The organism is Dawidia cretensis, from assembly GCF_018598175.1.
GTDB lineage: Bacteria > Bacteroidota > Bacteroidia > Cytophagales > Cyclobacteriaceae > Ohtaekwangia > Ohtaekwangia cretensis.
Genome location: NZ_JAHESE010000003.1, coordinates 157232 through 169601 on the forward strand (window position 1 = coordinate 157232; position 12370 = coordinate 169601).

Below are 12370 nucleotides of genomic sequence, written 5' to 3' on the forward strand. Positions count from 1 at the left end.
CGCAATTGCGCAATTAAATGGACAGGCCGTACCTTTTCGATCTACTCCTTCCGAATCCGCTCCCGCTCGTCTTTCGAAACCGCAGTCCGTGATCGTTGCCCCAACTTTACATTCCCAAATACCCGCGTATACGAGATTTTTACAATCCTGGCCCGAGCCGATTCTCCGCGATACACGTAGTTAGCTTGTAGCGAAAACGCCTCTTCCACCAGCGTGCCAAAAGCACCGCGCACCTTCATCGATTGAAAAATATCATTCACCGTCAACTGAAAACTTCCACCATTTCCCTTCAGTTCCTTCTTAATTCCCGCACTCAAAACACCAAACCCCTGGACTTTTTTAGACCCTTCATACTGCAAAGAATTATACCATCCCGAGACCTCCAATGAAAGATTCCACGGCAACAAAAAAGTCTGATTGCCATTAAGCGAATAAGCGACGTAAGTCTTCTGAAGTTTCTCGCGGGTATGATCAAGCTTAAACTGTCGCAAGCCGCCGTTCAGACTGTAATTCATCGTCCAGAAGGATGTAATCGTGAAAGGTAGCGTGGCCTGCAGCATCAGACTATTTTGATAAGCCATGTTCTGTGGTGCGAGGTACATCAGGTCCCCTGCCGGACTTTCTTTTTGTTGGTAATAAATAATGGGGTGATCATCACGGCTTGCCGTCAGTGAGAAAGCATAATCGCTTAGCATCAATCCTGCTTTTAAATTATGCGTAACCGTGGGCTTCAGCGACGGATTGCCAGTAGATACCGACATCGGGTCACCATACTGCAGGTAAGAGGTAAGGTCATTATAGGACGGCCGTCCAATGCGTTTCGTATACGAGAATTGGAGTGTTGCATCTTCCGTAAGCTTTCGCGATACAAATACACTTGGAAAAAGCTTACCCAACGTGCGGTGAATCGTGTTTTCCTCTTTGTCGGCGTTAGCATGCGTGTACGAATATTCATAGCGCAAGCCGGCAACCAGGTTCAAATCAGAAGTGGCCTGCCAGTTTAAAGAAGAATAGACCGCCCCGATTCGCTCCACCATATCTACGTCGTTTCGATACCGGGCGTTGGTAGTCCAGACACCGTCAACCAGTGTCTCGATACGCGCGAGACTTGTCGTGCGTGTGAGTGTTCCTTTTATACCAGTCTCTAAACGTGCATCTTTACCCAACGCCCGGGTATAATCAGCCTTGACTACGCCCACGTGGATCGGTGTTTGAGATGTACCCCTTTGCTGATCAGAGAAGATACTGCCCGGTGGCACGGCCTCGTTGCCGGCGCGGCCGTAGAACGTAGTGCGTCCGTGCGTAGGGCTGTTTTGGTCATAGTAAAGGTAGTCGAGGTCTACATTCACTTGTTCACCGTCACGTAGTGTTCGCTCCATATAAAGATTCGCGATGGTATTATTCCAGCGATTCTTCCCGTCGATGTGGGAGTCCAGTCCTAACAAAGAGTCCGATTCAAGCAATGTATATATACCGGGATTGGCGATATGGCGCGCGATGCGACTGCTGTTGTGCGTAATACTTCCGCCTACCTTGCCACGGGTAAGATTAATATCTACTCCCGCAATAGCCGTATGGTTATTCGCAGTGGCTTGCTCCGTACTGGAAACATCCACCAAAAGCTTCCCACCGAAAGCCGGCATGTTTTGGGTACTCACCGCGGCCCAGCCGTCCTGGCGGCGGTCGTGCGCAAAGGCGTAAGAACCATAGGTGGTCATGCGCGCCGTGCGGTGAGAAAGGCTTGCGCTGATATTTCCCTTTTTACCCCAGCCATATCCCGCAGTCGCGGATACCGATCCGGTCGTGCCGGTCTCTTCCTGCTTTTTCAAAACAATGTTGATCATGCCACCGCTGCCATCGGCATCGTATTGCGCAGGGGGAGTAGTGAGCAGTTCGATCTTTTCAATATCCCCGCCGTTCATGCCATTCAGCAACGCCATGACTTGTGCTCCGGGCAGCCGCATCGGCTTGCCGTTTAACATGACCAGCACGTTGCTTTTTCCGTTCAGCGAAAGACTTTGATTTCGTCCGTCCACATAGACCCCGGGCGATCGCTCCAACACCTGCAACGCCGTGCTGCCCTGCGTCAATACACTGCTTTGCACATTGACGATCGTCCGGTCAAAAGTTTGCTCAAACAGCGGCCGCTCACCTTGCACCACCACCTCGCCCAGCGTTTGGGCATCTTCCGTCAGTACCTGGGTGCCCAGGTCGTAGGCCGATGCCGTCAGCGTAAAAGGCGGCGTGTCGAAGGTTTGGTAGCCGATGGCGCTATACCTTACAAAATAACGCCCTTCGGCCACCCCGGAAATCCCAAACGTGCCCGATTCCGTCGTCATGGCACCTTTTGCCATCGTGCTATCGGTGGTGTGCAGTATCAGAACGGTAGCAAAGGCTACGGGCTCGCCCGCAGGCGTGCTAAGGGTACCGGAAATCTGTGCGAAGGCGCCATGCGCCACCAGGCATAAAAGGAATACAATAGAGATTTTCATGTCGATGTCTTACGCTAAAAACACCGGCAAAGTAGCCGCGTCGCCCTCCAAAAGCGTCCATTAATACCCTTATGGACGCGTTTTACACGTCGCTGGACTATTTTTGTTCGTATATTCTGGACGTAAGCACTTGACAGATGTGGGAAGAATTTAAACACCAGCTTTCAGTAATTCTTGTGTATGGCGGCATGGCCCAGGGCCTGTTTGTCGTGTTGTTACTAAACCATAAAAACGTACAGAAAAGCCGCGCCAATCTTTTTTTGTCTATTCTCCTGGTGGCCATGACACTCAGCATCGTCCAAATTCTCTACCTGGGCCGGTTCACCGGCTACCTGGCAAACAGCGTGTATGCCCTGGGCGACCCCGCCTTTTTTCTCATTGCCCCCTTGCTTCGGTTTTACGCCATCGAGCTCACGGGCCGTCGTGTATGGTTCACGCCAGCAAGCCTTTTGCATTTCGCTCCATTTGTCGCACTGGTCGTGCTCTCCGTAGCCATCGGCCTACTTCAGCCTGAAGGTTGGAAGACCATCGCCACGGAACATCACCACCTGTTGCACACCGCATTCTGGCTGCTGGTGGTAGTACAGTTTTCGGGCTACCTCTATGCCACTCATGCGTACTGGCTTGCGCACCAAAAGCTCATGCGCCAGGAGCTGTCCAACACAGAAGATGTAAACATTGCCTGGGTCAGATTCTTCCTTATTATATTCATGCTCATCAACGTGTTTTTCCTCTTTAGCCTGTTTGCCGTCGTCCAGTTCGACATGTGCCGCGGCTGGCTGCAAAGCGCAACGGCCGGGGTATTCTCACTTTCCATCTTTGCGTTAAGCTTTAAAGGAATTCTGCAGCGTGACATCTTTAACACGCGGCCACGCGAGAAACCCCTTGTAGCGACTGACGCGACCCCGTTGGTCAAAACCGACCCGGCGCTCGTTACCCGCCTCCGCGCATACATGCATGAACAGAAGCCTTACCTCGACGCCGACCTTACCCTGAGCACCCTTTGCAAACACATCGGCATGAGCCGCAGTCAATTATCGCAGCTCATTAACGACGGCACCGGCGAGAATTTCTATGATTTCGTAAATCAGTATCGTGTGGAAGAAGTCAAGCGGCTCATGACCGACCCGGATGTGCAGAACCTCAATCTTTTGGGACTGGCGTTAGAAGCAGGCTTCAAATCAAAGTCCACGTTTAATCTCATCTTTAAACGCTTCACAGGACAGACGCCTACTGAGTATCGTAAGAATCGTATAGCAGAGAAAGTATAGCCGTCAAAACGGATGTGGCCGTTCGATCAGCAGGGCCTTGCCGGTAACAGGATGTATAAAACCCAATCCGCAGGCATGCAATGCAATAGCATCGGGTTTGTATGCTGTGCTGGAACCGTATAGGCTGTCGCCAATGATAGGACAGCCGACATGCGCCAGCTGCGAACGAATCTGATGATACTTGCCAGTGTGCAACGTGACATCCCACAAAAAGCGATTATCCCCCTGCGGCTTCACAGTATAGTCAAGCCGTATGCTTTCCAGGCCGGGAGCTTCAACGTCCTCGATCACAGCTTTTTTCTTCTCCTTTCGGTGCCAATGCTCGAGAACACCCGCAGGCTGTGATGGCGCGTACGTGGTCAAAGCTTGATAATATTTCTTCACTGTGCGCTGCGCAAATTGATCGCTGAGGGTATGTAAAACTTCCCGCCGTCGGGCGAAAAGTATAATACCGCTAACGGGGCGATCCAGCCGATGAAGGTGTTGTGCGTAAACTGCCTCCCCCGCAGGAACAAGACTTTTTAGGTAACGACGTACCTGGTGTAGCAGGTTGGGATGGCCATTCCGGTCCGGCTCCACCATCAGGCCGGCCGGTTTATATAAAACCAGGATGTATTCATCTTCATAAAGAAGATGTTTCCGAACGTCGATCTGAAAGGACATAATGTTAATACAGCCGCTAGTTTACGGAAATCATTTGGACCTCCCAACCGCTACAAGCAATGATGCAGCCGACGGTTGAAAAAAATAATTTACGGCAACGAGGTGGTATGTATGCTTCTGACCGCTTGTGGCCTTCGCGTCCAGGTAACGCGTTGCATCGCCGGCCACTTCATCGATCAGCGTCCCGTCGCGAAACACACGATAAAACCATACTTCCTGATCCACCGGCGCCGTGCCTGTGTGAGCGGCCCAACTCAATTGAATGCCTTCAGACACAGAACTACCGGCCAGCTTTTGCACAACTTCAGGAGCACTGTGTATGCGTCCCTTCTCCTGGAGAAAAAGCCACTTCACCAAACTTTTCTCTCTGGCTACGTTTTCCCAGCTATTATGCTTGACTCCAGGATATTCAGTATAGCGCACATGCTTGCCCCCGAGCCGGATCATCTCGTGGTATACATCACGCGAATATCGCGCCAATACAATGTCATCATCCGTGCCATGGAAGATCCAAAGCGGTGTTTGTAAAAGACGCGGAGCCGCATCCACACTCGCGCCACCACAGACCGCATAACCCGCTGCAAATTTCCCCCCCTCTTTAGACAAAACAGAGAAGGTTCCAAAGCCACCCATCGAAATGCCATAGAGGTAAAGCCTGTTGGTATTGATCGGATAAACACCTACAAGAGAGTCGACAGCTGCCAATACCTTCACCATATCGGGGCTGTGAGCAGTATGCCAGGCGTCACCCCACCCCACGTTTGGGTTCAAACATTTAGGTGTCAAAACAAAACACGGATGCTCGCGCTGAACCGCCTCGTGATACAATGCTAATTCACGTGAAAGGGTGTCGTTTGCGCCATGCAGATATACGACCAGCGGGTAAGACTTCGAAGCATTATAACCAGCGGGTTTGAAAAAGCCGTAACGCAGGCCATCGTGTCGATGCTCGCTATAACCAGCATAAGGCCGGCGAAGCCCCTGCGCGGCAGCGACCAGCACAGAAGCATTAAAAAAGAGAAATAAGGTCAATCGGAAAGCATAGGACAACATAGCAGTCATGGGACAGGGTGGTTTAAGGTATGTATTCTAAAGTACGCCAATCCTGTCAAAGTGTTTTATCCGGCCCACCGACAGCAAATAAGACCCTCTGGACGGAAGGTGTTACATAATTTATTTGTCTACTAGTTTAATGGATATTATATTGTCTGCATAAAATTCCACCACCATGAAACAAATGAAGTCAACCAACCAAAACAGTCATGAAAAAAACGTTACAGTTGATCATCGCCTTTACGCTGCCGCTGGGACTGACGGCCCGCGCACAAACCGTAACAGGCGTCGTTAAAGATGCAAGGAGTACGCCGGTAGAAGGTGCCACGGTACTCATTAAAGGTGCCGGCAATCACACCACCACTGATGTTAGCGGCCAATTTACCATTCCCGCTCCTGAAAAACTTCCATTCTCCCTTCGCATCAGCGCTGTAGGGTATAAAACGCAGGAAGTACAGGTATACGAGCTTGACGGTGAGCCGTTCGAAATAACCTTGACGGAAGACGGCCTGCTATCAGAAATCGTCGTCACCGCACGCCGCCGCAGTGAAACGGCACAAGAAGTACCGATTCCCATCTCGGTGATAGGAGGGCCTGTCGTCGAAGATGCGGGAGCCTTCAATGTAAACCGTGTAAAAGAGCTTGTACCCTCCGTACAGCTGTACTCTTCCAACCCGCGGAACACAACCCTCAACATTCGTGGCGTGGGTTCTACCTTTGGCCTGACAAACGATGGTATTGACCCGGGCGTAGGCTTCTACGTTGACGGTGTGTACTATGCTCGCCCCGCTGCAACAACATTAGACTTCATCGACATCGAACAGATCGAAATCCTCCGTGGCCCGCAAGGAACACTGTTTGGTAAGAACACCACCGCCGGCGCATTTCATATTACCACCCGCGGGCCCAGCTTTACACCCGGTGCCAGCTTCGAAGTGAGCTATGGTAACTACGGCTATATTCAGGCGAAGAGCTCCATTACGGGCCCCCTGGGTAAAAAGTTTGCAGCACGTCTCTCATTCTCCGGTACCCAACGCGACGGGTTATTAAAGAATGTGGTGACCGATAAACCTGTAAACGATTTGAACAACCTCGGCTTCCGGGCTCAGCTGTTGTTTCAACCTTCTGATGGACTGAAGATCATCCTCGCAGGTGATGCCAGCCGTCAGCGCCCTGACGGCTATGCCCAGGTAGTGGCGGGCGTTGCACCGACATTGCGTCCTACATACCGCCAGTTCGAACAAATCATTGCGGACCTGAACTACCAGCTTCCCAGCCGCGATCCGTTTGATCGTAAAATAGATCACAACACTACCTGGCGCTCGGGCAACGACCTCAGCGGCGTATCGTTGAACATCGACGCTACCATTGGCTCAGGCACACTCACCGCGACAACCGCGTGGCGGTATTGGTATTGGGATCCCTCCAATGACCGCGACTTTACAGGCCTGTCTATACTGCAACTATCGCAAGCCACATCCACACACCAACAATGGACACAAGAAGTGCGCTATGCGGGCGATCTCTCGTCCCGGCTGAGCGGTGTCATCGGTGTCTTCGCCATCGGTCAGGATCTGAAAACAGAGCCTTTCCACATAGAAGAATCCGGCAACGCGCAGTGGCGCTTTTCACAAAGCACTACCAGCGAGCTATGGCAAACACCGGGGCTGTTTGATGGCTACGGTATAAGTACTAAGTCGAGGTTAAAGACCTTTGGTGGGGCTATCTTCGGTCAGCTTGACTGGGCCATCACCGATAGGCTACACTTCCTGCCCGGCATTCGCTTTAACTACGACGAGAAAGAAGTAGACTTCGACCGTCGCACCTACGGAGGCCTGCAGACCGACAATCCCGATCTCATTGCACTCAAGCGCTTGGTATATACCGACCAGGCCTTCAACGCAGACGTAGACGAGTCGAACTTCTCCGGCCAGGTGACTGTTGCATATCGGTTTCTGGAAAAGATCAACTCCTTTGCCACCTATTCCACAAGCTATAAACCCGTCGGCGTAAACCTTGGTGGCCTTCCGACAGCCAACGGCGAAATATTGCTTGACCTGGCACGCATCAAGCCCGAGTCCGTTAATCACGTAGAAGTGGGCGTAAAGACCTCACCCGCCGCCAACGCCACGCTCAACGTGGTCTTCCATCACACCGAGATCGAAGATTATCAAACACAAGTACAGACGGCCGAGGTGGGGGTGAACCGAGGCTATTTAGCCAACGCTGAGAAAATACGGGTACAAGGCATAGAGCTGGACGGGAACATCCGCATCAACAGCAACTTCTCATTTTATGGCGCACTGGCATATACAGAGGGTGAGTACGTATCCTTCACAAATGCTCCGGTACCGCTGGAAGAGACAGGTGGCCCTTCGGCCTTTAAAGATATCTCCGGCCAGAAAATGCCCGGTATTTCCAAATGGGCGGGATCGCTCGGCGGCGAGATAACGTCCAATCAACGCGACTTCTTTGGTCGCCGCGCCCGGTTCTTCGTCGCATTTGATACATATTACCGTTCTTCATTTTCATCGAGTTCATCGCCATCACAATACCTGAACGTCGACGGCTACACACTTGTCAATGCACGTCTGGGGTTCCGCGCCGCCGACGGCCTGTCGGCCTTCATTTGGGCGCGCAACCTGTTTGATAAGAATTACTTCGAACAGCTGCTCGTAGCCGCCGGCAACGCCGGGCACTACGCCGGCGTACTCGGTGACCCCCGTACGTATGGCATTACGCTGCGGTATACATATTAACGACATCGCATAAGAGGGATCGACACCGGTGCGCAGACCTGCGCACCGGCATGGTCCCGTCCACCGACGAACAACCCCGTTCGCAACCGAACAAGCAACATTCTCAAAAGCAGACAAATCTGGCTAAATTAGCCGTTGACCCACTGGCATATTTGTTGTCATGGCAGTATGCATGATAAAAACCCACCTACTCATAACCTTCCGCAGCATGATGAAGAATAGGATCTTCGTCATGATCAACATCTGCGGCATGAGCATTGCCCTGGCCTGTTGCATCATATCGTTTCTTGCCTTTGAGTACGACGCTACCTTTGATGCAATACATAAAAACCGCGAAAGCATCTACCGCGTCAGTGCTGTTCAAACCTTCGAGAACGAGCTCACACGCGTGGGATATGCACCGCTGCCATTGGGCGAGGTAATCGATAAAACAATACCCGACGTCGGTCGCACCACGCACTATTTATATTCGGGCTCCAACTTCAAACGCGACAACGACCTCTTCGCGGCCAACCTCACGTATGTTGATCCCGCTTTTTTTGAAATGTTCTCATTCGATTTTATCGCAGGCAACCCCGTCGACTTGCGTGACAAAACGAGTGTCTTTATTAGCGAATCTATGGCCGTGCGCTTGTTCCGTACTCCTTCAGAAGCCTTTGGTAAGACGATCACACAAGTCTATGGTGGCGAGCTTAAAGAAGTAAAGATCGCTGGCATCTTCCACGAGCCCGCAGCCAACTCCAGCTTCTACCGGCGCGACGGTTCTGCCTATATGAACATAGAGGGCTTCCGCGACGAGTATAAAGACACCCGCGTCGACGACTGGCGCCATGAGACCACGCTATATATACAAATCGAAGACGAGACTCGCGTTGCCGGCGTACAAAAACAATTACAAGCCTACACCGAAAACAACAATCGGGTACGCGAAGACTTTCGCATACGTGAATTTGTACTCGATCCATTCACAACACTGGCATATCGCGATCGCGACGACCAGGTACGTGCCGCAACCTGGGCCGCGCCACCCCTCGCAGCCATTATTGGTTCCGTAATCATGGCGATATTGATACTTCTCATCGCCTGCTTTAACCTGACCAATACCGCCATCGCTATTTCCACCCGTCGCCTGAAAGAGATCGGATTACGAAAAGTGATGGGAAGCTTACGCATACAATTGATCGTACAATTTATTGGAGAGACCACCTGTATATGCCTGCTCGCGCTCATACTGTCGCTGGGCATCACAGACCTGTTGATCGAGGGATGGAATATCATGACCGACAATAACATCCACCTCACCAATCACTATCTGCAAAAACCGGTATTTGTTATTTTCCTGGTCGCTATTCTGCTGGCAACCGGCATTGTTGCCGGAAGCTATCCCGCGTTTTATATCAGCCGGTTTGAACCGGTTACTATTCTCAAGGGGAAATTGCGCTTTGCCGGAACCAATTACTTCACGCGCACCTTGCTGGGCTTACAATTTACCATTTCACTTATCGCCGTGATCAGCGCAATTGCCTTCATGCAAAACGCCCGGTATCAGCGCGCTTATGACCTGGGCTTTGACGTACGGGGTGCGATAGTCGTTCCGGTAAATGATCGATCAGAGTTCGAAAACTATCGCAATGCACTGCAAGCAAATTCCAATATCCTGGCTATCGCGGGTGCAAAAACCGGCATCTTCTCCGCGCATACACACGAGCCGATTCGATACGCGGCGCTTCCCCTGGAAGCGGATATCATTGAAGTAGGGGACAACTACCTGCAAGCCATGGATGTGAAACTGCTGGACGGACGCGACTTTCGCAAAGACTCTCAAACAGACCAGCAAGAGTCTGTCATCATCACGCGTAAGCTCGCCGACCGTTTCGGATGGACCGAATCCGTAGGCAAGGAAATTCTTTGGCGGGACACCATTCGTTTGACAGTGATCGGCGTCGTAAAAGATGTATATACCCGGGGCCTGTGGTATGAGATGGAACCGATGATGATCCGGTACATAAAGCCCGATGAGTACAAACACCTCGTCGTCAGTGCCGATGCGGGCAACGTGTCGTCCGTCAATACTTACCTGGCCAACCAATGGAATGAAGTCTTCCCCAATCGACTATATCCAGGCCACATGTTGGTATCGTCCATGCAGCAGGTCGACAGGCTGAATGTCAGCATCATGTACTCATACGCATTTCTGGGAATTGTCGCCATGCTCCTTTCCGCCACAGGATTGTTTACGTTACTGTCCCTGAATATCATCAAACGCACAAAAGAACTCGGCATTCGCAAGATTCTGGGCGCTTCGACGGTGTCCATCAGTCGCATTGTAAACACCGAGTTCGCCATCATCTTACTGGTCGCCTCCTTGTTGGGGGCCTGGGCAAGCACCACGTGGACGAGTGTGATCATGAGCGCAATTTGGAAATATTACCAGGCGACAAACATATTGACCTATTGCATCGGCATCGGTTTATTACTGGTCATTGCATTGCTGACCATCGGCTACAAATCCTGGCACCTGGCCCGTATAAACCCGGTCGACACGCTGCGTGACGAATAGCGCAACGGCCATTCCACGGACAGGCTGAGCAAAAACTTGTCGGTAACAAATAAACTGTTAATTTCGTCAATCACCCAAACCGAAGAGCAGTTGTGATTGATAACGTTATACAGGAGCACCGACAGGAAGTCCAGGCGACGCCACCGGCGGAAGGAAACAGCTATAAGCTTTTCCAGCAAGAGGCAGCCACCCTGACACGCGAACTGATAACGGGCCATCAGGAAGCATTTCAGCTTATTTATCTCGATCCGCCCTACAACACCAAGCGGGCACGCGGCTCGCGAAAACACTACCGTGACAAATCCGCACATTGGTCTGAGCAGTTGCACGAAGTGGTAAGCAATACCTATAAATTGCTCCGCAGACAGGGATTCCTTGCACTGTCGATCAACCAGATGGAGCTTTTTAACCTCAAGTACATCTGCGATACTGTATTTGGCTCCGAATGTTTTATTGGCCTGTTTCCCGTCAAGATCCGGCACAGCGAACGGCAGCTGATGATCAATGCCACGTATCACGACGTGTACGAATACCTGCTGTTCTATCGCAAAGACAAACAGACCCGATTCTATACCGAACAGAAACATCCCCGCCTGGAAAAGTTTGACCACCGCATCGAAACGTTAACCGATCAACCCCAACGGCGAATCATTCAGGGCAAAGAGGTGGAGATATACCATCCGGGACAATACAAAATACACCGCGAAGCAGCCGCCGTGCATAACCTGCGCCGCTACATCATCGCCGGAAAGCTGGCGACAGCAAACTGGTCGGGCGAATTCTTTGAAAGCTACCTGCGCCCGCTGGGCGAAAACCTGCTGGTGCGTGTGCCGGGTTTGGAAAACGAAGGACTGGGATACCGCTGGTTCCAAACACAAACTGCCAAGCGCAGCAGCGGCGTATACTTTCAGTCAACCCTTACGGCCGGCCGCCCCGTGCTGCCCACTAACGACCTCGACTTTACAGAGATCGTTCCGAACGTCTACAGAGAGGGAGGAGAGGGTATCGACTTCAAAGACTCTAAGAAACCTGAACAACTGCTCGAATACATTCTTTCCATTACCACGCAGGAGAACGACCTCGTGGGCGATTTCTACGGCGGCAGTGGTACCACCCTGGCCCGGTGCATTAAAATGAAGCGCTCGTGCATCACAAGTGACAATGGCGCAGAGGCCATCAATATCATTACGCGTCGCCTCGCCAACCTACGTGAAGGCAAAGACATCGATGGCGTACCATACGACTTCACGCTCGAATCCTTTGGTCTATGATTTACGTCACCCAACTTGTTTACCTGAACGAGGGCCAGGAACAGGCCTTTCATCAATTTGAGGACGTAGTGATCCCACTGATTGAAACGTACAACGGCACGCTTCTTCTCCGCCTTCGCCCAACGCCGGAGACCTATGTTAGCGGTAGCCTTGAACTACCTTATGAAGTCCATTTTGTAAGCTTTCCAACCCAAGCCGATCTCGACGCCTTCAAGCGAGACAAGACCCGTGAAGGAGTTTTGCATTTAAAGGACGCGTCGGTCAGCCGGGTCGTTCAGGTACAGGGTATAAACTAACACCG

The 12370-nt window shown here is 51.6% G+C and carries 8 protein-coding genes; 5 read left to right on the forward strand and 3 right to left on the reverse strand.

Features of this window, described 5'->3' with window-relative positions; all coding sequences use genetic code 11:
- Window positions 1-41 precede the first annotated feature (41 nt).
- Window positions 42-2492, reverse strand: a complete 2451-nt coding sequence (locus KK062_RS05830) for a TonB-dependent receptor domain-containing protein (RefSeq protein ID WP_254083317.1) — start codon at window positions 2490-2492, stop codon at window positions 42-44.
- Between the two features lie 137 nt (window positions 2493-2629).
- Between KK062_RS05830 and KK062_RS05835 the strand changes: the two genes are divergently transcribed.
- A complete protein-coding gene (locus KK062_RS05835) occupies window positions 2630-3763 on the forward strand; it encodes a helix-turn-helix domain-containing protein (protein WP_254083318.1) in 1134 nt (377 codons plus the stop codon).
- A gap of 3 nt (window positions 3764-3766) precedes the next feature.
- Here the strand turns inward: KK062_RS05835 and KK062_RS05840 are convergent, their stop codons facing one another.
- Window positions 3767-4426: an RluA family pseudouridine synthase gene (locus KK062_RS05840; RefSeq protein WP_254083319.1), complete on the reverse strand. Its 660-nt coding sequence runs from the start codon at window positions 4424-4426 to the stop codon at window positions 3767-3769.
- Window positions 4427-4456: 30 nt separating this feature from the next.
- On the reverse strand, window positions 4457-5488 hold the full coding sequence (locus tag KK062_RS05845; protein ID WP_254083320.1) for a carboxylesterase family protein: 1032 nt from the start codon (window positions 5486-5488) through the stop codon (window positions 4457-4459).
- Between the two features lie 200 nt (window positions 5489-5688).
- On the opposite strand from KK062_RS05845, the gene KK062_RS05850 reads away from it, so the two are divergent.
- The 4 genes from KK062_RS05850 (at window position 5689) to KK062_RS05865 (ending at window position 12365) form a co-directional block, all read left to right on the forward strand.
- The gene (locus KK062_RS05850) at window positions 5689-8238 is read left to right on the forward strand and encodes a TonB-dependent receptor (protein ID WP_254083321.1); all 2550 of its coding nucleotides are present in this window, start codon (window positions 5689-5691) and stop codon (window positions 8236-8238) included.
- Window positions 8239-8446: 208 nt separating this feature from the next.
- Window positions 8447-10798, forward strand: coding sequence for an ABC transporter permease (locus KK062_RS05855; RefSeq protein ID WP_254083322.1), 2352 nt, complete (start codon window positions 8447-8449; stop codon window positions 10796-10798).
- A gap of 92 nt (window positions 10799-10890) precedes the next feature.
- Complete coding sequence (locus tag KK062_RS05860; protein WP_254083323.1) at window positions 10891-12069, forward strand: DNA methyltransferase; 1179 nt, start codon at window positions 10891-10893, stop codon at window positions 12067-12069.
- Window positions 12066-12365: a DUF1330 domain-containing protein gene (locus KK062_RS05865; RefSeq protein WP_254083324.1), complete on the forward strand. Its 300-nt coding sequence runs from the start codon at window positions 12066-12068 to the stop codon at window positions 12363-12365. The genes KK062_RS05860 and KK062_RS05865 overlap by 4 nt, the downstream gene beginning before the upstream one ends.
- The last annotated feature ends 5 nt before the right edge of the window (window positions 12366-12370 follow it).

Excerpts from the sequence above, each read along its gene's own strand:
- KK062_RS05830 (WP_254083317.1), bottom strand. The coding sequence starts at position 2,492 with ATGAAAATCTCTATTGTATTCCTTTTATGCCTGGTGGCGCATGGCGCC.
- KK062_RS05835 (WP_254083318.1), top strand. The coding sequence starts at position 2,630 with ATGTGGGAAGAATTTAAACACCAGCTTTCAGTAATTCTTGTGTATGGC.
- KK062_RS05840 (WP_254083319.1), bottom strand. The coding sequence starts at position 4,426 with ATGTCCTTTCAGATCGACGTTCGGAAACATCTTCTTTATGAAGATGAA.
- KK062_RS05845 (WP_254083320.1), bottom strand. The coding sequence starts at position 5,488 with ATGACTGCTATGTTGTCCTATGCTTTCCGATTGACCTTATTTCTCTTT.
- KK062_RS05850 (WP_254083321.1), top strand. The coding sequence starts at position 5,689 with ATGAAAAAAACGTTACAGTTGATCATCGCCTTTACGCTGCCGCTGGGA.
- KK062_RS05855 (WP_254083322.1), top strand. The coding sequence starts at position 8,447 with ATGATGAAGAATAGGATCTTCGTCATGATCAACATCTGCGGCATGAGC.
- KK062_RS05865 (WP_254083324.1), top strand. The coding sequence starts at position 12,066 with ATGATTTACGTCACCCAACTTGTTTACCTGAACGAGGGCCAGGAACAG.